Below are 21,343 nucleotides of genomic sequence, written 5' to 3' on the forward strand. Positions count from 1 at the left end.
CCTCGGGAGCGGTACTTCGTGATTTCGAAAGCCATGCGCTTGGCTCGGGTGGGCAGCGGTTCGGAGCTGGCCGCCGCGCTCCTGGTGGCTCTGGGGTTCCCGTGCATAATGCTCGCGGCAATAATCCCCAATCTCTGGTTCTTCGCCGCGGCCACCGCGGTCACCTATCTCGCGGACCGGTATCTGCACCACTGCGGCAGCTATCTGATCAACCGGCTCGCCGCCGTCCGGGCGGGGCTTTCGATCCGCTTCCTGGTCCGGCAACTGCTGCTCATCCTGCTGCTGTCCCGCATGGGATACGGCGAGGAGACGCTCTTCTACGTCACGGTCGCCTGTCTGCTGGCGTTCTACGGACTCCAGGCGCCGCAGAGCGCGATGGTCACCCTGATCCGGCTGCGCCGCAAGCTTCCGGTGGTCACCCGCAACATCGACCTGGCGGCGGTGCGGATCGCCGATGCCCCGCCGCAGCGCCTGATGAGCCGGCCCGCGGAGAAGATGCTGCACCTGGACGTCTTCGCGATGGTGGGCGTGCTGGTCGCGATCGAGACCGGCAAGGAGGCCATCGCGTACGCCGGCCTCGGCCTGACGCTCGTGCTCGCGGTCTGCTACCTGACGGCGCTGCTGCCGTACGTCCGGCCGAGCCGGCTCGTGCCGCCGGAGACCAAGGTCCTCAACGCGGTGGGCGACTGGCTCGCCGAGTACCGGCCGACCGTGATGCTGTACTTCTCCGGCTCCAAGGACTCCGCCTACCAGGCCAACATGTGGCTGGAGACGATGGCCCAGCTCGGCGGGCGGCCGATGATCCTGCTGCGTGAGCGCAACATCGTGCCGCAGCTTGCCACGACCTCGGTGCCGGTGCTCTGCGTGCCCGGCGGCGTGCACCTGATGAACCTGGACCTCTCGTCGGTACGGGTCGCGCTCTACGCGGCCAACGTCGGCAAGAACATCCACCTGCTCCGGGTGCCGACGATGAAGCATGTCTTCATCGGCCACGGCGACAGCGACAAGATCGCCAGCGTCAACCCGTACAGCAAGGTCTACGACGAGGTGTGGACCGCGGGCCGGGCCGGCCGCGACCGTTACGCGCTGGCCGACGTCGGCGTGCGCGACGAGGACATCGTGGAGGTGGGCCGCCCGCAGCTGGCCGCCATCCAGTCGTGGTCCGGCACGGGGAAGAACCCGATCCCGACCGTGCTGTACGCCCCCACCTGGGAGGGCTGGGACGACAACCCGGGCAACACCTCCCTGCTGCTGGCCGGCGAGAACATCGTCAGGCGGCTGCTGAAGGCCGAGCAGCCGGTCCGGCTGCTGTACAAGCCGCACCCCTTCACCGGCACCCGCAGCGCCAAGGCCAAGGCGGTGCACCTGCGCATCACCGCGATGATCGAGCAGGCCGCCGCCGAGCGCGCCACCGACCCCCGCTGGGCGGAGCAGTCGGCCGCGCTGCAGGGCGAGCAGGCCGAGGCGCGGGCCGAGCTGGCCCGTATCGAGGCACGGCTGGCCGAGCTGGCCGGTGGCGGGCGCACCGCGCGGGACGAGGCGGAACTGTCCCGGGACTCGCTGGCCGATCCGGCGCGCGAGGCCGAGACGGCGAAGCTCAAGGACGAGTGGAACGCGGCGTCCTGGCGTGCGCAGGGCTGGTGGGAGCACCGGGTCATCACCGGCGCCCAGATGCGGCTGTACGACTGCTTCAACGAGTCGGACGCCATGGTCTCGGACATCTCCAGCGTGGTGTCCGACTTCATCGCGAGCGGCAAGCCGTACGCGGTCACGGACTCGGCCGAACTGGGCGAGGACGAGTTCCGCCGGCAGAACACCGCGGTGCGCGCCGCGGTGATCCTGTCCAACTCGGCGGCCGAGCTGGACGCCCTGCTCGCCGCGGTGACGAATCCGGCCGCGGACACCCTGGCGGATGCCAGGAGCGAGCTCAAGCAGTACCTCCTCGGCCCGGACGAGCCCACCTCGATCGTGCAGTTCGACACGGCCGTGACGGAACTCGCGGCCAAGTCCGACGCGCGGAACGCCGGAGTGGCGACGAGCCTGGGCGAGCCCGTGGGCGGCTGAAAGTCGACCATCGGCATTACCTGATCGGGAAGGCCCGGCATACCCCTCCAAAGGGTTGTGCCGGGCCTTTGTGATGAGTGTCACCATTCGGTCGTGTGGCGTCAGACAACCAACGGACCGGGCCGACTGTCTTCTGTTTGTGTGAACGAGACGCAAATTCCTGACGTGACTGTGGTTGTCGGTGCATATGAGGCGATGCCCTATCTCATACGCTGTCTCGAATCGGTGGAGGCGCAGACCATCGGTGCAGATCGGATCGAAATCGTCGCAGTCGACGACGGTTCCACCGACGGCACCGGTGAGTATCTGGAGGAATTCGCTGCGAGGTCGAAGGTTCCGACCAGAGTGGTCAGGCAGAAGAACTCCGGCGGTCCCAGCGGTCCGCGTAATGTGGGCATCGGTCTGGCCCGCGGCCGCTATGTGTTCTTCCTGGACGCGGACGACTACTTCGGCGACGAGGCCCTGGAGCGGATGGTGGCCATGGCCGACCGGGCGGGCACCGATGTGGTGCTCGGCAAGGTGGTCGGCGTGAACAGAGGGGCGCCGCAGTCGATGTGGCGGGCCACCAAGGAACGCGTCGACGTCTACAACTCCAAGGTCATTTACACCCTGAGCGCACAGAAGCTCTTCCGGCGTGAACTCCTGGAGCGTCTCTCCCTGAGGTTCGACGAGAATCTCAGAACCGGTGAGGACGCCCTCTTCACGATGGAGGCATATCTGCGCGGTGCCGGGGTCTCGGTGATCTCCAATTACGTCTGCTATTACCTGGTGGGGCGTGACGACGGGAAGCACGTCACGAAGAGCGGCACCTATGAATGGCGCTTCGACTCGATGCGAGCCATGATGGCGCTCATTCACCGGATCGAGCCCGCGGGTCCGAAACGGGATTTCCTGATGGTCCGGCCCTTCACGGTCGGGATGCTCCAGCAGTTCGGTCCCGTCGTGCTGAAGGATTCCGAGGAAGTCCGGCGGCGCAAGATGGAACTCGCGGCTCCGCTGACGGAAACGTACTGGCACGACGGCGTGGCCCGGCTGATCAAGGTGCCGGAGCGGCTGCGTCTCGCCTGTGTGGCAGGGGGCAGAATGGATCTGCTCATCGAGGTGGTGCGGTACATCCGGGCGAAGACGGTCCCGGACGTGGTCCGCTCGCGCAACGGTGACACGCTCTACCTCGCGTACCCGCACTTCCGCGACAGGTCGGCCGGTCTGGCCGAATCCAACTACGAGGTCACCGTTCCGGACTGGCACGACGGCAAGCGCATCGAACAGCCGAAGGCCGCCGCCCGCCGGGCCTCGCTGTCCAGGCGGGTGGCCCGCAGGATGCGCCGCGACTTGAGGCGATGGAAGGAGCGGCTGAGCGTGGCATGACGGCCGCTCGACCGTCGGACGGCCGCCGAGTGCGCCCGCACGACGGATTCACCGAAGATCACGAAGAGAAGCTCAGTAAAATCGTTCGGACGTCGCGCCCGCGACAGGACCGACAGCTCACCATGGGGACTGGTCACGTGAAGGCTCTCGTACTATCCGGAGGGGCCGGCACCCGCCTGCGTCCCATCACACACACCTCGGCCAAGCAACTGGTGCCGGTGGCGAACAAGCCCGTGCTGTTCTACGGGCTGGAAGCCATCGCGGAAGCGGGCATCACCGAGGTCGGCATCATCGTGGGCGACACCGCGCCCGAGATCCGCGAGGCGGTCGGCGACGGTTCCGCGCTCGGCATCGAGGTCACGTACATCCCGCAGGACGAGCCGCTCGGCCTCGCCCACGCGGTGCTGATCGCGCGCGACTTCCTGGGGGACGACGACTTCGTCATGTACCTCGGGGACAACTTCATCGTCGGTGGGATCACCGGTCTGGTGGAGGAGTTCCGCGCGGACAAGCCCGACGCGCAGATCCTGCTGACGCAGGTGCCCAACCCGACCTCCTTCGGTGTCGCGGAGCTCGACGCCGACGGCCGGGTGGCGGCGCTGGAGGAGAAGCCGAAGGAGCCCAAGAGCGATCTGGCGCTCGTCGGCGTCTACCTCTTCACCCCCGCCATCCACGAGGCCGTCCGCTCGATCGAGCCGTCCTGGCGCGGCGAGCTGGAGATCACGCACGCCATCCAGTGGCTGATCGACCAGAAGCGCGACGTGCGCTCCACCACGATCCACGGTTACTGGAAGGACACCGGCAACGTCACCGACATGCTGGAGGTCAACCGGACCGTCCTGGAGGCCGTCGAGCCGTTCCACGAGGACGCCGAGGTCGACGAGGACAGCGAGATCATCGGCCGGGTGCGGATCGAGGCGGGTGCCAAGGTCAGCGGCAGCCGCATCGTCGGGCCTGTGATCATCGGTGCCCGTTCGGTGATCAGCGGCGCGTACGTGGGCCCGTTCACCTCGGTCTCGGAGGACGTCCGCATCGAGGACAGCGAGATCGAGTACTCCATCGTTCTGCGGGGCGCCTCCATCGCCGGTGTCCGCCGCGTCGAGGCGTCGCTCATCGGCCGTGACGTCGAAGTGACCCCCGCGCCCCGATCCCCGTCCGCCCACCGACTCGTACTCGGCGACCACAGCAAGGTGCAGATCTCTTCATGACCACCAACATCCTGGTGACCGGCGGTGCCGGCTTCATCGGCTCGCACTACGTCCGTACGGTGCTCGGCCCCGAGGGCCCCGGCGACATCGCCGTCACCGTGCTCGACAAGCTCACCTACGCGGGCAACCCGGCCAACCTCGACGAGGTGCGCCACCACCCCGGTTTCCGGTTCGTGCAGGGTGACATCTGCGATCCGGAGCTGGTCGCCAAGCTGATGGCCGAGCATGACCAGGTGGTGCACTTCGCCGCCGAGTCCCACGTGGACCGTTCCATCGACGGCGGCGCCGAGTTCGTCCGGACCAACGTCGTGGGCACCCACACCCTGATCCACGCCGCGCACCTGGCGGGCATCAAGACTTTCGTGCACATCTCCACCGACGAGGTCTACGGCTCGATCGACGAGGGCTCCTGGCCCGAGACCGACCCGCTCGCGCCCAACTCGCCGTACTCCGCGGCCAAGGCGTCCAGCGACCTGATCGCGCTCTCGTACCACCGCACCCACGGCCTCGACGTGCGGGTGACCCGCTGCTCCAACAACTACGGGCACCACCACTTCCCCGAGAAGGTCATCCCGCTCTTCGTCACCAACCTGCTGGACGGCAAGACGGTCCCGCTCTACGGCGACGGGGCCAACGTCCGCGACTGGCTGCACATCGACGACCACGTCCAGGGCATCGAGCTGGTCCGCACCAAGGGCCGGGCCGGCGAGGTCTACAACATCGGCGGCGGCACCGAGCTCTCCAACAAGGAGCTCACCGGCCTGCTGCTGGACGCCTGCGGCGCCGACTGGGACACCAGCGTCACGTACGTCGAGGACCGCAAGGGCCACGACCGCCGCTACTCGGTCGACTGCACCAAGATCCGCGAGGAGCTCGGCTACGAGGCCCGCAAGGACTTCCGCACCGGCCTCGCCGAGACCGTGCAGTGGTACCGCGACAATCGCGCCTGGTGGGAGCCGCTGAAGGACCGGGCCGCGCTGTGAGCGCCGTCTGGCTGGTCACCGGAGCCGCCGGGATGCTGGGCCAGGACGTCCTGGCCCGGCTCGCCGGTGAGGACGTCACCGCGGTTGCCGCGGACCGGGCGGCCGTGGACATCGCCGACCCCGCGTCGGTGCGGGCGGCCTTCGAGAGGCACCGCCCCGCCGTGGTGGTGAACTGCGCCGCCTGGACCGCGGTCGACGACGCCGAGTCCCAGGAGGACGCCGCGCTGCGGGTCAACGGCACGGGCCCCGCGGTCCTCGCCGAGGCCTGCCGCGAACACGGTGCCGTGCTCCTCCAGGTCTCCACCGACTACGTCTTCGCCGGTGACGGTGAGAAGCCGTACGCCGAGGACGACCCGACCGGACCGCGCAGCGCCTACGGCCGCACCAAGCTGGCCGGCGAGCAGGCCGTGCTGAGCACTCTGCCGGAGACCGGTTACGTGGTCCGCACCGCCTGGCTGTACGGCGCGGGCGGCGGCAACTTCGTCCGTACGATGATCAGGCTGGAGGGCGTCAAGGACACCCTCGACGTGGTGGACGACCAGCGCGGTCAGCCCACCTGGACCGTCGATCTGGCCGACCGGCTGGTCCGGCTCGGGCAGGCCGCCCTCGCGGGCACCGCGCCGGCCGGCGTCTACCACGGCACCAGCGGCGGCGAGACGACCTGGTTCGGCTTCACCCGGGAGATCTTCCGGCTCCTCGGCACCGACCCGGAGCGTGTCCGTCCCACGACCAGCGAGGCCTTCGTACGGCCGGCTCCCCGGCCCGCGTTCAGCGTGCTGGGCCACGACCGCTGGGCCGCGGCCGGGATCGAACCGGTCCGGGACTGGCGGGCGGCGTTGGAGGAATCATTTCCGGCGCTTCTAGCAGCAGAGCGGCCATGATCATCAATTGATCGTACAGACGGTCAAATCTCGTCGAATTTCAAAGATGTTGACGACGAAGGTTTACATAGGGGAGAACGCTTACATCACAGTGCGGTCATGAGGTAACTTCGCCGGGAACCAGACCAGTTGGTTTCCTGCGAAGGGCTGCTCCACGTGAACCGCCACGACTTCCTGCGTCATCTGCACCGCGTCTACCGTCCCCGGAACTATCTGGAGATCGGGGTCAACGACGGCAGAAGCCTGGCCCTCTCACGGGTCCCTTCCGTCGCCGTCGACCCCGCCTTCCGGGTCGTGACGGACATCAGCTGTGACGTCCATCTGGTCAAGGCGACGAGCGACGACTTCTTCGCCCGCAAGGACCCTCTGCTGCACCTGCGCAACGGCCGCAACCCGTTCCGCGCCCTCGCCCGCCGCGATCCGCTCAACGTTCTCGGCGGCGACCCGAAGCTGGAGCTCGCCTTCATCGACGGCATGCACCTCTTCGAGTACGCCCTGCGCGACTTCATGAACGTGGAGAAGCACGCCCGCTGGTCGAGCGTGATCGTGCTGGACGACATGCTGCCGCGCGACGTCGACGAGGCGGCCCGCGACCGGCACACCAAGTACTGGACCGGTGATGTGTACAAGGTGGTGCAGGTGCTGCGCCGCTACCGCCCCGACCTGGTGGTCGTCGAGGTGGACACGGAACCGACCGGCGTGGTCGCCGTGTTCGGCGCCAACCCGGAGAGCGACGTCCTGAAGAACGCGTACGACAAGATCATCGAGGAGTTCGTCGTACCCGATCCGCAGGACGTGCCCCAGGAGGTACTGGTCCGCAAGAACGCCGTCCGGCCCGAGACGCTGCTCCGCGCCGACTTCTGGTCGGCCCTGGCCCGCGCCCGCAACCTGCGCCGCCCGCGCTCCGCGTTCGCGCCGCTGCGCTCGCGCATCGAGGCAGTGACGGGCTGACCCCACCCGGACGACGCGAAGCCCCCGTGATCCGTACGGACCACGGGGGCTTCGGCGTACCGGTGGCTCAGCCGCGGGCGCGCAGCTGCGCGTAGTACTCCTGGCACGCCTCGTACGTGGGCAGCAGGCCCTGCTCCTCGGCCTCGGCCAGCGAAGGCGCCGCGGCGTCCTTGTCGGACAGCAGCGGGGTGATCCCCTGCGGCCACTCGATGCCCAGCTCGGGGTCGAGCGGGTTGATGCCGTGCTCGCGGCCGGGCGCGTAGCCCTCGGAGCACAGATAGGCGACCGAGGCGTCGTCCGTCAGCGCCATGAAGGCGTGGCCGAGGCCCTCGGCGAGGTAGACGGAGTGGTGGTCGACGTCGTCGAGCCGGACGGCTTCCCACTGCTTGTACGTGGGGGAGCCGACCCGGATGTCCACGATGACGTCGAGCACCGCGCCGCGCACGCACTTGACGTACTTCGCCTGGCTCGGCGGCACGTCGGCGAAGTGCACGCCGCGCAGCGTTCCCCGGCTGGAAATGGAGAAGTTGGCCTGCGCCAGCCGCAGCGTGTGCCCGACGGCCTCGCTGAGCTCCGACGCCTTGAACCACTCGTGGAAGCTGCCGCGGCTGTCCGGGAAGACCTTGGGCTCATGCACCCAGGCCCCTGCGATGGAGAGCTGCCGCATGCGATCACGTCCTTGTTCTGTTGCTCGTGGCCGATGCACTCGGCCGGTGTGTGCTGGTGGGAAGCGTACGGAGGTACGGGGCGCGGGTCAGCCGGTGAACCGGGCGGCGAGCCGACGCGCCCGCTTGCGGCTCTTGGCGGGGAGCCTGCGCACGATGGGGCCGCCGACGGTGCGCAGTGCGCGGCGGAGCTTCGCCTTCCTGCGCCTGCCGACGATCCCCCGCATGATCTCGGCGTCGATCGCGGGCAGGCCCTGGGGGACGGTGATCCGGCCGCCCTTGCCGACAGTGACGTCGCAGAGGTGGAACGGGGGGTTCTTGTCGCCGTCCAGCCGGACCGCGAGCTTCCAGGTGCCGGGTGCGACGCCCGGCGCGCGGTCGGGCACGGTGAGGTGGGCCCGGCCGTCGGTGGGGCGCAGGGTGGTGCGGAGCTGGTGGGACGGCCCGTCCGAGCCGTCCGCCGGGCTCAGGACCAGCGTGGTCGCGGAGGGCACGGTGGCGGACGTGGTGAACAGATCGAGCCGCAGTTCGGTACGCCCGCCGGGGGAGCGCCGGACCGGACGCCCTTCGAGGTATTCGGCCAGCCGCTTGGCGCGGCGGGCCACATCGAGGGTGATGTTGCCGTGCGGGTCGGTGAAGTACGGGATGACGGCACGGGCCGGCGAACCCAGCGAGGCGGGCAGGCAGGCGGCGTCCACCTCCGGGGCGCGGTCGGCGCCGAGCCGGGCCTTGCGGACCAGACCGAGACCGCGCAGCGGCACCCAGACGTCCCAGAAGCCGCGCGACACCCGGCCGCGGCCCTTGACCGCCTCCGAGCCGATCTGGCCGGTGCCGTGCAGGACGACCTCGCAGACGTCGTCGCCGAGCTCCTCGATCCGGGCGGTGAAGCTCGCGGGGCAGGACCACTCCACGGCGGTCTCGCGGTTGCGCAGCGACAGCTCGGCGGAGAATCCGGACATGTCGTCGGTGACGTCCAGGAGCTCGCCGTCCGGCAGCAGACCCTCGGTGAGGTCGGGGTGAAGGAAGTAGCGCCCGTCGCGGCGCAGCAGCGTCAGCGGGGTCTGGTCCTCGCCGTGGACGAGGCGGCCGCTGATGGTGAGGTCGATCCTGCCGTCCGGCCGCCAGTCGAACTTCTCCAGACGGGCTGCCGCCTTGACCGACGCGGCGAAGCGGGAGATCCGGACGAGGCCCTGGCGGTCGTCGTTGCGCAGCAGCGTGGAGCGCAGCCGGAGCACCGGGCCGAGTCCGTCGTGCACCCCGTCGTCCATGAAGTCCGTGGCCAGGCCCTGGACGGCGTCGCACATCTCGTCCAGGTACGCGGGGTCGTACTTGAGGACGGCGGGCTCGCTGAGCCGGCCGAGCATCTCGACGCGGTAGAAGCGGCGCAGCAGCATGTCCCGGAACTCGCCGGGCTCGGTGTTGTCCACGACGACGTCGAGGACCTCACGGAGGTTGCCGTAGTAGCCGGACGGGACGATCTTCGCCGATCCGGCGTTCTGGCCGTCGTCCCGCCGCGAGTAGTAGTAGCAGGTGTAGTTGCCGAGGATCGAGACGACCTTGGCGGGGAAGTACGCCTGCATCATGTAGAGCTGGTCCTCGAGCCGGCGCTTGCCCTCGGGGTAGGCGATGCCGTTCTCGCGGAGGAACTCCGTACGGAACATCTTGTGCGGCGTGAGGCTGTCGTACAGGGGCGCGTCCTGCAGGGTGCACTTCTCGCGGTTCTTCTTGAACACACCGTGCGGGACGCCGCGGAAGTTGCTCGCCACCTTGCCGATGACGATGTCCGAACCGTTGCGGTGGCCCATGGCGTACAGCCGCTGCAGGGCGCCGGAGGCGAGGTAGTCGTCCTGGTCGACGAACTGGACGTACTCGCCCTTCGCCTCGTCCACACCGATGTTGCGGGGCTTCCCGGGCCAGCCGGAATTCGGGATGGTGATGACACGGAAATGCGGGTGTTCCCCGGCCAGCTTCTCGAGCCGCTCACGAGTGTCGTCCGTCGAGCCATCGTTGACGAAGAGAACTTCGAATTCCCCTGCGGGGAGGGTCTGCCGCAGCAGCGAGTCGATGCAGGGGTCGATGTACTTGCCCGGGTTGTATACAGGAATGACGACACTTACTTTGACTGGCATTGCTGCTGTCCCATGTCTGCTAGAAGTCCCTCTGGCCGGCGGCGGATGCGGGGCCTGCGGTGCTGAAAATGGGCATAGGAAGCCACCCGCCGTGCACCCTATCGGCTGTTAGATGATCGGGATGCCCCGATGGTTGCCTGCTCCGGCGCAGCGTGATTCTGCCGACAGTGCGCCGATTCTGCCCTAGGAGCCGATAGCCATTCGGTATGCGCGTGCGGTCGCGCGGACGAAAAACCCGGCGCGGTGGAGACGCGGAGCAGCACTGTTCCGGGGTGCCACGGCCCGCCGGCCGTGATCACGGGTGCGGCGGACGTGGTCCAGAGGGCGGAACGCACAGGCGCCGTTTTCGCCGCTCGCGTAGATTGCGGGGGCTGGCGAGGCCGAATCATTGGGGATGGAAGTGTCAAGGGCAAGGCAGGGCGTCACAGAGGCCCGCAGGATCGTGGTCAAGGTCGGTTCCTCATCCCTCACCACCGCGGCGGGTGGCCTCGACGCGGACCGTGTCGACGCGCTCGTCGACGTACTGGCCAAGGTGAGAAGCGGCGGGGAGCGCGAGATCGTGCTCGTCTCCAGCGGCGCCATCGCGGCCGGGCTCGCCCCGCTCGGACTGCTGCGTCGGCCCAAGGACCTGGCCAGACAGCAGGCCGCCGCCAGTGTCGGCCAGGGACTGCTCGTCGCCCGCTACACCGCCTCCTTCGCACGGTACGGCGTACGCGTCGGCCAGGTGCTGCTCACCAGCAACGACACCAGCCGCCGCGCCCACTACCGCAACGCCTACCGCACCCTCGACCAGCTCCTGGACATGGGCGCGCTCCCGGTCGTCAACGAGAACGACACCGTCGCCACCGACGAGATCCGGTTCGGCGACAACGACCGGCTCGCCGCCCTCGTCGCCCATCTCGTCCGCGCGGACCTGCTGGTCCTCCTCTCGGACGTGGACGGCCTCTACGACGGCGACCCCAGCACCCCGGGCACCTCGCGGATCGCCGAAGTGGCCGGCCCCGAGGATCTCGCGGGCGTCACCATCGGCAGCGCCGGGAAGGCGGGCATCGGCACCGGCGGCATGGTCACCAAGGTCGAGGCCGCCCGGATCGCCACGGCCGCCGGGGTCCCCGTCGTCCTCACCTCGGCGAGCCGGGCCGCCGACGCCCTGGCCGGACGCGACACCGGCACGTACTTCCACCGCACCGGACGCCGCTCGGCGGACCGGCTGCTCTGGCTCGCGCACGCCTCCACCCCGCAGGGTTCACTGACCCTCGACGACGGGGCCGTGCAGGCGGTCGTCGAACGCCACAGCTCGCTGCTGCCCGCCGGAATCGCCTCGGTCGAGGGCGAGTTCACCGCCGGTGATCCGGTGGAGCTGCGCGACCTCGAAGGCCGGCCCGTGGCCCGCGGACTCGTCAACTTCGACGCCAAGGAGATCCCGCAGCTGCTCGGCCGCTCCACCCGCGACCTGGCGCGGGAGCTCGGTCCGGCCTACGAGCGCGAGGTCGTACACAGGGACGATCTGGTCGTACTGCGCACCTGACAAACCCCTGAAACGGCTGAAAGTCCAGTCTTGGGGCAGAGACCTTCACGAAAACCGCCCCATCCCCGGCCGCGGACTGGTCAACTTTGTAGCGGGGAAACAGCGGGGTACAGCACTGCAATCGCATTCACAGGAGGCCGCCGGTGAGACGAGCGCGCCCGGGGGCGCCGCCCCGAGGAACGGGTGGCCGAGCCCTGACCAGCGTCGGAGCAGGTTCCGGCTTCGACAGGAGCCGGACCACGGAGCGAGGGGACGACCGGACCACCCGGCCCGAGCAGACGGTGGTGAAGGAGGAACGCACCCCGTCGAAGCTGTGGCACATCACGCTCAGCGTCTCGGGAGCCGCCACTCCGCTGAGTGAGATCAGACGCGGACTCGAACAGCTCGCACACGACCATCCCTTCCTGCTGACCAGCAGGTACGCCAACGACCACGCGGAGATCCGATACTGGGAAGAGGCCCGCGACCTGCACGACGCGGCGGCCGTCGCGCTGCGGCTATGGGGCGAACACCGCTCCACGGCCAGGCTTCCGCCCTGGGAGATCGTCGGCCTGGAGGTCATCGACCGCGAGACGTACCACCAGCGCATCGCCGAGGGGTACGGGCCGCCCCCGGCCGCTCCGGTCGGAGTGCACCCGTACTGACGGGACACCCGCTGCCGGGGCGGCCGTCCCGCACCACGGCTGTCCCGCAGCACGGCTGTCCCGCAGTACGGCTGTCCCGCAGTACGGCCGTCTCGCATCACGGGATAAGTGACGGATGCCCGCAGTGTGCGCACTACCCTGCGGGCATGACCACGCTCTCGCCGTACGACAACATGTCCCCGGTCGCCCAGGCGGCCTACCGGGCACGCTCCGCCGCCGCCGACATCGCGCCGCTGCCGCGCGCGGCGAAGGACGACGCGCTGCTGGCGATCGCGGACGCGCTGGAGGTGCGGACGGCCGAGATCGTCACGGCCAACGCCGAGGACGTCGCCCGCGCCCGCGAGGCCGGGACCAGCGAGTCGATCATCGACCGGCTCACCCTCACCCCGGAACGGATCCGCGCCATCGCCGCCGATGTGCGGGACGTGGCGGCGCTGCCCGACCCGGTCGGCGAGGTCGTCCGCGGCTCGACCCTGCCCAACGGCATCGACCTGCGACAGGTCCGGGTGCCGCTCGGCGTGGTCGGGATCATCTACGAGGCCCGGCCCAATGTGACGGTCGACGCCGCGGTCCTCTGCCTGAAGTCGGGCAACGCCGTCCTGCTGCGCGGCTCGTCCTCGGCGTACTCCTCCAACGTCGCACTCGTACGGGTGCTGCGCGACGCGGTCGGCGGCTCCGGGCTCCCGGCCGACGCGGTGCAGCTGGTCCCGGGCGAGAACCGTGACTCGGTACGCGAACTGATGCGGGCCCGCGGCCTCGTCGACGTCCTCATCCCGCGCGGCGGCGCCTCGCTGATCCGTACCGTGGTCGAGGAATCCACCGTGCCGGTCATCGAGACCGGCACCGGCAACTGCCATGTGTACGTGGACGCGCAGACCGACCTCGACATGGCCGTGGACATCCTGATCAACTCCAAGGCGCAGCGCCCGAGCGTCTGCAACGCCGCCGAGACGCTCCTGGTCCACAAGGACGTCGCCGCGCAGTTCCTGCCGCGCGCCCTGGACGCACTGGCCGACGCGGGCGTGACCGTGCACGGTGACGAGCGGGTGCTCGAATACGCCGAGGGCTCCAAGGCCACCGTGGTGGAGGCGACGCCGGAGGACTGGGAGACCGAGTACCTCTCCTACGACATCGCCGCGGCCGTCGTGGAGTCGCTGGACGCGGCCGTCGCGCACATCCGCCTCTGGTCCTCCGGCCACACCGAGGCGATCGTGACCACCTCCCAGGCCGCGGCCCGCCGCTTCACCCAACTGGTGGACTCCACGACGGTGGCCGTGAACGCCTCCACCCGCTTCACCGACGGCGGTCAGTTCGGATTCGGCGCCGAGATCGGTATCTCCACGCAGAAGCTGCACGCCAGGGGCCCGATGGGCCTGCCGGAGCTCACCTCGACGAAGTACATCGTCACGGGCGACGGCCACGTGCGGTGACCTTCCGGGTTCGGTGAATGTTTGCGGGCTCCCTGCCCTGCCCAGAACGACCCGGCGGGGCTAGTCTGGAGCCGTGCCGGACGACGTGGGGGGCAGGCCGTTCCCGGACGGCTGGGAGCCCGACGACGACCGCGGGGGCGCGGACGAGGACTTCGCCTCCGTGGTGTTCGACGAGGACTTCGTACGGGCCGCCGAGATCCATGAGCCGACCGCCGTCGAACGGCTGCTGGCAGCCGCCCAGGCGCGTGCCGAGGCCGAGGCCTCCCGGGCGCTGGCGGGCGGCGGCCCCATGGACGAGGACCTCTACGACGAGGGGTACGGCCCCGGCGCGTACGGCCGCCAGAGCGCCTACGGCGATCCGATGGACCCCGATGACGACGTGTACGGCACCGGCCCCTACGGGCGCCACGGCGGCGCTCTGCGGCCCTACCGGGGTGCGGCGCGCTGGCACCGGCCGGTGGCCTGGCTGCTCGCCGTGCTGATGGGCATCGGCATGGTCGCGCTGGCCTTCAGTGCCGTCTACCGCAACTCGTCCGGCAGCCGCCAGGACCCCGCCCCGCCGCCCGCCACGACCGGCGTGGACAGCGCCCCCGGCCCCGCTCCATCGGCCTCCACGGGCTATCTGCGCCCCACGGTGTCCGCGTTCCCCCGTACGGGCTGAGGCGCGCGCCGGCAGCGGGCCGGGCTCTCGTGCGTCGGCGCATGCCCACGCGTACCCGGTGTGCCGGTGTATCCGCGAATACCCTTGTATGCCCCACTCTCTTCGCATTTCATGCACGCCCTGAAGGCGCGCCCACGGGCTCTGGCGGGACTCCCGGCCGGTTCTCCCGCGGTTCTCTCGCGGCTGGGCGTTTACCCCGGTCGTAATCGACCTACCCTGAAGGTGTGACCCCTCTCTTCGAGGGGGCTTCTCACTCGTCCGTACATGCGCAGTCGTGCGACGTCATACGAACTCATGACGGGCAGGCCCTGTCCGAAGCCGATCGGCCGAAGCAGAGCGAAGCGTTTCGGCCCCGGTCGGTGACGTGGAGTCGGGAGAAGTCATGGCAGGCCGCGGAGAACCACCAGAAGGTCCGCCCGAGAGTCCGGCGGGCGGCGGTGAGGACGAGTACCGGTCACTCGTCTTCGACGAGTCGTTCGTGCGCGCTGCCCGGCTGCAGGAATTCTCCGCCCAGGAGCGCATGGAGGACCACGCCCCTGCCGTACGCAGCCTGCCGGCCCGGCGCCTGCGCACCGGATCCAGAGCCGCCATCGCCCTGGTCCTGCTGATCGCCCTGGCCTTCGGAATGGCCGTGTACATGGGCCTTCGCCACCCCTACGAGGCGCCCGCCGGCAGACGGGCCGAGCCGCTGAGGTCGACCGTCGTACCCCTGGCGCCGCAGGGCGCCGTACCGGGCGGAACCGCCGCCGCCCTCCTCGCGAAGAGCCCCGCCGCACACTTCGGAACAGGTGCCGCAGGCATCAATCTGCCGGCGGTCAGGCGGACGGACAACTTCTCGGAGAGCCAGGTGGAGACCGCCCTGACCACGGTCAAGGACTATCTGGTGGCCTCCTCGCTCGACCCCGACGTTCTCACCGGCGCCGCGGTGCGCCCGGTGGAAATGCTGCTCGGTCCGGATCAGACGGCCCAGTTCGAGCGCAGCATGAACCGGCCGCAGGACGACGGGCAGCATGCCGCGACCGGGTGGCTGGTTCGGTTCGACCCGGCGAAGGTGGCACTGGCCGGTCCGGACATCCGGGTCCGCGGCACCCTGAGCTACACCGAGGAGGGGTCCGACACGCTGGAGGTGGTGTCGGACCACACCTTCACCTACACGCTCCGCCCGGCCGTCGCGGGACCCCAACAGGCGGGTGGCGCCTCGCTCTTCACCGTACGGCGCGAGCTGCACTTCCGCTTCGACCGGGAGGACCTGCGGCTGCACCGGGCGGAGCTGCGCACCAGCTACGTCCAGGCCGGACCGGAGGCGTGCCCGGCGGACACCACCGGTGCGCTGCGACCGCTGCTCGCCGGACAGCACGCCGCCTCCCGCGGCCCCGCGGGCACCGACCCGTACGCCACGGGCCGGCCCACCGCGGCGCTCTGCGGAACCCTGGCGGTCAGCTCCCCGCAGGCCCCGACCCGGTCCCCGGTCCATCAGGGTTCCCCGGCTCCTCCGGCCTCGCAGAGTCCGCGGAGCCGTCCGTAGCGCCGCCCTTGCCGGCCGAGCCCCCGCCCTGGCCGGTGAACTTGTCGCGGAGCTTGCCGCCCAGGTCCCCGGCGCCCCCCGCTATGTCGCCGACCAGCTTCATCAGGGGATCCTTGCTGGAGCGCACCGTGTCCGCGTAGTGGGCCGCGGACTCCCGGAAGGAGTCGGTCACCGAGGTGTCCTTGTCCTCGTCGCGCCGCGGGTAGTGGCCGTCCATGATCCGCTGGTAGTCGCGGGTCTCGGACCACTTCTTCAGCTCGGCCGCGCGCACCGTGGTGAACGGGTGCGAGCGCGGCAGCAGGTTGAGGATCTTGAGCACCGAGTCGCGCAGATCGCCGCCCTTCTCGTACTCGTCGGCCTGGGCGAGGAAGGCGTCCACGTTCATCTCGTGCAGATGATTGCCGCCCGCGATCTTCATCAGACCGCGCATCGACGCCTGCAGATCCTGGCCGACGAGCAGCCCGGCACGGTCGGCCGACAGCTCGGACTTGCGGAACCATTCGCGCAACGCCGTCACGATCGCCATGATCGCGACATTGCCGAGCGGTATCCAGGCGACCTTCAGCGCGATACTGGTGAGGAACAGAAGGATCGTGCGGTACACCGCGTGGCCGGAGAGCGCGTGTCCCACCTCGTGGCCGATGACGGCCCGCATCTCCTCCTCGTCGAGCAGCTCCACCAGCCCCGTCGTCACCACGATGATCGGCTCGTCGAGGCCGATGCACATGGCGTTGGGCTGCGGGTCCTGGTTGACATACATCGGAGGGACCTTCTCCAGGTCCAGGATGTAACAGGCGTCCCGAAGCATGTCGTTGAGGTGGGCGAACTGCGCGTCGCTCACCCGGACGGAGTCGGAGAGGAAGAGCAGTCGGAGACTGCGCTCGGGCAGCAGGCCGCTCAGTGTCTTGAACACGGTGTCGAAACCGCTCAGCTTGCGCAGGGCCACCAGGGCCGAGCGGTCCGCCGGGTGTTCGTAGGCCCGGGACGAGATCCCTGCGAATCGCCTGCGCTGCCTGCTCGGCACGTTCTCGTGGCTCTCGTGGCTGCGTTCGGTCATGAATGGGCCCCCTGTTCGTACGAGATGTCGCTCGCCCCCCTGACAAATCCCAGCGTAGGTGCTGGGGCTACGGTGTGCGGGGGGCTGTGGATAACTGAGGAGACGCCCGACATGCCGCATACCGTTGCTCTGCTCGCCGCCGCGTCCGGGGAGCAGGGGCCCGGCAACACGCTTCGCATCGTGCTGCTCGCCTCGCTCGTCGGAGCCGTACTGCTCGGCTGGTTCCTGCTCCGCGGATACCGCAACGACGACAACAACGACTGAGTCGGCGTGAGCGTGCCCGGGGCTCCCGCATACGATGTGCGCGACGTCTTCCTTCCGACTCCCGATCGATAGGTCCTGCCGAAGATGAGCCTCACGAGCACCGCGCACCAGCTGGTCACTCTCGCCTCCGAGGGCGGCGAGCACGGTGGCAACCACGAAAGCCTCAGCCCGTATCTCACCGGGGGCGGTGCGTTCGTCGCGCTGCTGCTCCTGCTCTGGATCACCACTCGCTTCAACCGCGACCGCTGAGGCGAAGGCGTACAGCTGTGCCAGTAGGCTCTGCACGCATGGGAGAGCAGGAAGTGCCTACCGGCCGCGGAAAGCGCCGACTCGGCGTGATGGGCGGGACGTTTGACCCGATTCATCATGGACACCTGGTGGCGGCCAGCGAAGTGGCCGCCCAGTTCCACCTCGACGAGGTGATCTTCGTTCCGACCGGGCAGCCGTGGCAGAAGAGCCACAAGCACGTCTCCCCGGCCGAGGACCGATATCTGATGACGGTCATCGCGACGGCGTCCAACCCCCAGTTCTCGGTCAGCCGGAGCGACATCGACCGCAGCGGACCCACGTACACCATCGATACTCTGCGGGACCTGCGCGCGATCCACGGCGACGCGGACCTCTTCTTCATCACCGGTGCCGACGCGCTCTCCCAGATCCTCACCTGGCGGGACGCCGACGAACTGTTCTCGCTCTCCCACTTCATCGGTGTGACGCGGCCGGGGCATGTGCTCACGGACGCCGGGCTGCCGGAGGGCGGGGTCTCCCTCGTGGAGGTTCCCGCGCTCGCGATCTCGTCCACGGACTGCCGTGAGAGGGTCGCGCAGGGGGATCCGGTCTGGTACCTGGTGCCGGACGGTGTGGTCCGCTACATCGACAAGCGCCAGCTGTACCGCGGCGAATGAGCGACGCAGAGGGGCACCGGTGAACGACCGACAGAATCCGTACGACCCGTACTACCAGCAGCCGCAGATCATCGGCTACGACGAGTACGGGCAGCCGGTGTACCAGCAGCCGCAGCACGTCCAGCCGCAGGCGTACGACCCGTATGCGCCCCAGCAGCCGCAGCAGACCCAGCAGCCTCATCAGCCTCATCAGCAGCCGCAACAGGCGGACCAGGGGTACGGCTACGACCCGTACGCCCAGTCCCAGCCCCAGCAGCCGCAGCACGTCCAGCCGCAGGCGTACGACCCGTATGCGCCCCAGCAGCCGCAGCAGACCCAACAGCAGGCATACGGCGGCTACGAGGGCTATGGCTACGACACCGGCCGGCAGCCCGCCGCGGTCGACACCACCCAGCAGTGGAACATCCCGCAGCAGGCGGCCGTGCAGCCGTCCCCGCCCTCACCCGCACCCGCACCGGCCTCGCCGGAACCCGTGCCCGTACCCGAGCCCGCGCCCGGGTCCGGCGCCGACGCGGAGCCGGACGCGGCCGTCCCCGGGCAGCGCCGCGCCGACCGCGACTACCGCACCGAGCAGTTCTCCTTCATCGAGGAGCCCGACGAGGACTCCGAAGACGTCATCGACTGGCTGAAGTTCACCGAGAGCCGCAGTGAGCGGCGCGAGGAGGCACGGCGTCGCGGCCGCCACCGCATGGTCGCGCTCATAGTCGTGGTGGCCCTGGTCGTGGTCGGCGGTGTCGGCTACCTCTGGTCCGCCGGAAAGATTCCGGGCCTGTCCGGCTCGGACAAGGACAACACGGCGACGACGGGCCCGCAGCAGCGGGACGTCATCGTGGTCCATCTGCACAACACGAAGAAGGGCGGCACCTCCACGGCGCTGCTCGTCGACAATGTGACGACCAAACAGGGCACCACGGTCCTGCTTCCCAACTCGCTCGCGGTCGCCGACGACGACGGCGCCACGACCACCCTCGGCAAGTCCGTCGAGGACGACGGCGCCACCGGCACCCGCGACTCCATCGGCACGCTGCTCGGCACCGATATCAGCGGCACGTGGCGGCTCGACACCCCGTACCTGGAGACCCTCGTCGATCTGGTCGGCAACATCGAGGTCGACACCGACACCGAGGTGCCCGATACGAAGAAGGGCGCCTCCCCCCTGGTGAAGAAGGGCGAGGCGCAGACCCTGAGCGGCCGGATGGCCGTCGCGTACGCCACCTACCGGGGGCCGGGCGAGGCCGAGACGAAGCAGCTCATGCGGTTCGGGGAGGTCATGCGGGGCGTGTTGCGGAAGATCTCGGACGACCCGAAGGCCGCCACGGTCACCGTGCAGACGCTGGCACAGATCCTCGACCCGTCGCTTCCCGAGAAGGACCTGGGCGCCTCCCTGGCGAAGCTCGCCCAGCACGCCAAGGTCGGCGACTACAAGACGGCGCTGCTGCCGGTGCAGGCCGACGGATCACTCACCGACGCGGCCACCGAGAGCGTCGTCAAGGACATCCTGGGCGGCACGGTCAAGGCTCCGGACGCGGACGCGGCGGTGCGGGTCGGCGTCAAGAACGCCACCGGGAACAAGGACAGCACGGAGTCCGTTCGGATCAAGCTGGTCAACGGCGGCTACACCTTCGTCGGCGGTGGAACGGCCGAAACCGTGGCACTGTCCGAGGTCGTCTACAAGACCGCGGCGGACAAGGAGAAGGCGACGCAGGTAGCCAAGACCCTGGGCCTGCCGGCGGACGCGGTGAAACAGGGCAAGCCCGCCGCGAACGCCGATGTGTCCGTCCTGCTCGGCCAGAACTACAAGATCAAATGAACCGCGTCCGGCCGCCCGGATGATGTCGATTCGATCTTCGAACATTCGCTGCGTGGGCTGTCGGCGGTCCGTGAGACCCTAGAGGTCTATCTGACCGCCGACGAAAGCCTGCATGTGACCGCCACGGACCGCTCCATCGAGCTCATCAACGCCGCCGCCCAGGCGGCCGCCGACCGGCTCGCGCACGACATCATCGCGTACGACGTCAGCGACGTGCTGTCGATCACGGACGCCTTCCTCCTGGCCTCGGCCCCCAACGACCGCCAGGTCAAGTCGATCGTCGACGAGATCGAGGAGCGGCTCCAGAAGGAGCTCGGCGCCAAGCCGGTACGCCGCGAGGGCGACCGCGACGCGCGCTGGATCCTCCTCGACTACGTCGACATCGTCATCCACGTCCAGCACAGCGAGGAGCGTGTCTTCTACGCGCTGGAGCGCCTCTGGAAGGACTGCCCCGAGATCCCGCTTCCCGAGGACGCCGTCAAGACTCGCGGAAAGGCCGAGGAGCACGCCCGGCTCACCGGCAGCACGGAAGGTGAGCAGAGCTGAACGGCAGCGGAAGCGGCAGGGGCCGCAGGATCGTTCTCTGGCGCCACGGCCAGACGGCATGGAATCTGGAGCGCAGGTTCCAGGGCTCCACGGACATCGCGCTCACCGAGGCCGGAGTCGGACAGGCCCAGCGGGCCGCCCGGCTGCTGGCCTCGCTGAAGCCGGACACGATCGTCGCCTCCGATCTGCAGCGGGCGGCGGCCACCGCCGCCGAGCTCGCCGCGATCACCGGCCTCGAAGTCGCGCACGACGCGGGACTGCGCGAGACCTACGCGGGCGCCTGGCAAGGCCTCACCCATGAGGAGATCATCGGGCAGTACGGCGAGCAGTACGCCGCGTGGAAGCGTGGCGAGGCCGTGCGCCGCGGTGGCGGTGAGCTGGAGACCGAGGTCGCCGACCGCGCAGCCCCGGTCGTGCTCGGACACGCCGACAAGCTGCCCGAGAACGGCACGCTCGTCGTGGTCAGCCACGGCGGCACCATCCGCACCACCATCGGCCGGCTGCTGGGCCTGGAGGCGCACCACTGGGAAGGCCTCGGAGGGCTCTCCAACTGCTGCTGGTCGGTGCTGGGAGAGGGCGCGCGAGGCTGGCGCCTGCTGGAGCACAACGCCGGCACGCTGCCCGAGCCGGTGCTCGGCGACGACACCTAGGGCCTGTCCGGCGGATCAGGGTCGGACCTCTCGGCCGGATTTCACTTTCTGGCAGGTCACAGGCTAAAGTTCTT

The 21,343-nt window shown here is 69.4% G+C and carries 20 protein-coding genes; 17 read left to right on the plus strand and 3 right to left on the minus strand.

Annotated features, from left to right (window positions below; translation table 11 throughout):
- Positions 1 to 18 precede the first annotated feature (18 nt).
- The 6 genes from OG520_RS27255 to OG520_RS27280 all read left to right on the plus strand — a co-directional run bounded on the left by OG520_RS27255 (position 19) and on the right by OG520_RS27280 (position 7,455).
- Complete coding sequence (locus OG520_RS27255) at positions 19 to 2,064, plus strand: hypothetical protein (RefSeq protein ID WP_406014959.1); 2,046 nt, start codon at positions 19 to 21, stop codon at positions 2,062 to 2,064.
- 141 nt (positions 2,065 to 2,205) lie between these two features.
- Positions 2,206 to 3,432 (plus strand): glycosyltransferase family 2 protein, encoded by a 1,227-nt coding sequence (locus OG520_RS27260; RefSeq protein ID WP_406014960.1) that lies wholly within the window; start codon positions 2,206 to 2,208, stop codon positions 3,430 to 3,432.
- 137 nt (positions 3,433 to 3,569) lie between these two features.
- Positions 3,570 to 4,640, plus strand: a complete 1,071-nt coding sequence (locus tag OG520_RS27265) for a glucose-1-phosphate thymidylyltransferase (RefSeq protein WP_072483610.1) — start codon at positions 3,570 to 3,572, stop codon at positions 4,638 to 4,640.
- Positions 4,637 to 5,623: a dTDP-glucose 4,6-dehydratase gene (gene rfbB / locus OG520_RS27270; RefSeq protein ID WP_406014961.1), complete on the plus strand. Its 987-nt coding sequence runs from the start codon at positions 4,637 to 4,639 to the stop codon at positions 5,621 to 5,623. Before OG520_RS27265 ends, rfbB begins: the two co-directional genes overlap by 4 nt.
- Complete coding sequence (gene rfbD, locus OG520_RS27275; RefSeq protein WP_399326639.1) at positions 5,620 to 6,504, plus strand: dTDP-4-dehydrorhamnose reductase; 885 nt, start codon at positions 5,620 to 5,622, stop codon at positions 6,502 to 6,504. Before rfbB ends, rfbD begins: the two co-directional genes overlap by 4 nt.
- Positions 6,505 to 6,660: 156 nt before the next feature.
- A complete protein-coding gene (locus OG520_RS27280; RefSeq protein ID WP_406014962.1) occupies positions 6,661 to 7,455 on the plus strand; it encodes a class I SAM-dependent methyltransferase in 795 nt (264 codons plus the stop codon).
- Positions 7,456 to 7,522: 67 nt separating this feature from the next.
- Here the strand turns inward: OG520_RS27280 and rfbC are convergent, their stop codons facing one another.
- Both rfbC and OG520_RS27290 read right to left on the minus strand, forming a co-directional pair.
- Positions 7,523 to 8,122: a dTDP-4-dehydrorhamnose 3,5-epimerase gene (gene rfbC / locus OG520_RS27285; RefSeq protein ID WP_385324528.1), complete on the minus strand. Its 600-nt coding sequence runs from the start codon at positions 8,120 to 8,122 to the stop codon at positions 7,523 to 7,525.
- Positions 8,123 to 8,209: 87 nt separating this feature from the next.
- Positions 8,210 to 10,249, minus strand: coding sequence for a glycosyltransferase family 2 protein (locus OG520_RS27290; protein WP_406014963.1), 2,040 nt, complete (start codon positions 10,247 to 10,249; stop codon positions 8,210 to 8,212).
- A 442-nt stretch (positions 10,250 to 10,691) separates the two neighbouring features.
- Here OG520_RS27290 and proB point away from each other — a divergent pair, with 442 nt between their 5' ends.
- The 5 genes from proB (at position 10,692) to OG520_RS27315 (ending at position 16,037) form a co-directional block, all read left to right on the plus strand.
- Entirely contained in the window at positions 10,692 to 11,777 is a 1,086-nt protein-coding gene (gene proB, locus OG520_RS27295; protein ID WP_406016577.1) for a glutamate 5-kinase, read from the plus strand.
- Between the two features lie 143 nt (positions 11,778 to 11,920).
- On the plus strand, positions 11,921 to 12,421 hold the full coding sequence (locus tag OG520_RS27300) for a hypothetical protein (protein WP_399326633.1): 501 nt from the start codon (positions 11,921 to 11,923) through the stop codon (positions 12,419 to 12,421).
- Between the two features lie 146 nt (positions 12,422 to 12,567).
- The gene (locus OG520_RS27305) at positions 12,568 to 13,851 is read left to right on the plus strand and encodes a glutamate-5-semialdehyde dehydrogenase (protein WP_406014964.1); all 1,284 of its coding nucleotides are present in this window, start codon (positions 12,568 to 12,570) and stop codon (positions 13,849 to 13,851) included.
- 73 nt (positions 13,852 to 13,924) lie between these two features.
- A complete protein-coding gene (locus OG520_RS27310; protein WP_406014965.1) occupies positions 13,925 to 14,512 on the plus strand; it encodes a hypothetical protein in 588 nt (195 codons plus the stop codon).
- Positions 14,513 to 14,894: 382 nt separating this feature from the next.
- Positions 14,895 to 16,037, plus strand: a complete 1,143-nt coding sequence (locus tag OG520_RS27315) for a hypothetical protein (protein ID WP_406014966.1) — start codon at positions 14,895 to 14,897, stop codon at positions 16,035 to 16,037.
- Here OG520_RS27315 and OG520_RS27320 read toward each other — a convergent pair.
- On the minus strand, positions 15,949 to 17,094 hold the full coding sequence (locus OG520_RS27320; protein ID WP_266419337.1) for a M48 family metallopeptidase: 1,146 nt from the start codon (positions 17,092 to 17,094) through the stop codon (positions 15,949 to 15,951). The genes OG520_RS27315 and OG520_RS27320 overlap by 89 nt on opposite strands.
- A gap of 111 nt (positions 17,095 to 17,205) precedes the next feature.
- On the opposite strand from OG520_RS27320, the gene OG520_RS27325 reads away from it, so the two are divergent.
- The 6 genes from OG520_RS27325 (at position 17,206) to OG520_RS27350 (ending at position 21,269) form a co-directional block, all read left to right on the plus strand.
- Positions 17,206 to 17,358 carry a hypothetical protein gene (locus tag OG520_RS27325; protein WP_177328010.1) on the plus strand — a complete coding sequence of 51 codons (153 nt, stop codon included), beginning with the start codon at positions 17,206 to 17,208 and terminating at the stop codon, positions 17,356 to 17,358.
- A gap of 84 nt (positions 17,359 to 17,442) precedes the next feature.
- Positions 17,443 to 17,607 carry a hypothetical protein gene (locus tag OG520_RS27330; RefSeq protein ID WP_177328009.1) on the plus strand — a complete coding sequence of 55 codons (165 nt, stop codon included), beginning with the start codon at positions 17,443 to 17,445 and terminating at the stop codon, positions 17,605 to 17,607.
- A 38-nt stretch (positions 17,608 to 17,645) separates the two neighbouring features.
- Positions 17,646 to 18,263 carry a nicotinate-nucleotide adenylyltransferase gene (gene nadD / locus OG520_RS27335; protein ID WP_124717753.1) on the plus strand — a complete coding sequence of 206 codons (618 nt, stop codon included), beginning with the start codon at positions 17,646 to 17,648 and terminating at the stop codon, positions 18,261 to 18,263.
- Between the two features lie 19 nt (positions 18,264 to 18,282).
- Positions 18,283 to 20,073 (plus strand): LCP family protein, encoded by a 1,791-nt coding sequence (locus tag OG520_RS27340; RefSeq protein WP_406014967.1) that lies wholly within the window; start codon positions 18,283 to 18,285, stop codon positions 20,071 to 20,073.
- A 114-nt stretch (positions 20,074 to 20,187) separates the two neighbouring features.
- Positions 20,188 to 20,619, plus strand: a complete 432-nt coding sequence (gene rsfS, locus OG520_RS27345; protein ID WP_093542624.1) for a ribosome silencing factor — start codon at positions 20,188 to 20,190, stop codon at positions 20,617 to 20,619.
- Complete coding sequence (locus OG520_RS27350) at positions 20,616 to 21,269, plus strand: histidine phosphatase family protein (protein WP_399326842.1); 654 nt, start codon at positions 20,616 to 20,618, stop codon at positions 21,267 to 21,269. Before rsfS ends, OG520_RS27350 begins: the two co-directional genes overlap by 4 nt.
- Positions 21,270 to 21,343 lie beyond the last annotated feature (74 nt).

The organism is Streptomyces sp. NBC_00984, assembly GCF_045162475.1.
In the GTDB taxonomy this organism is placed as follows: domain Bacteria; phylum Actinomycetota; class Actinomycetes; order Streptomycetales; family Streptomycetaceae; genus Streptomyces.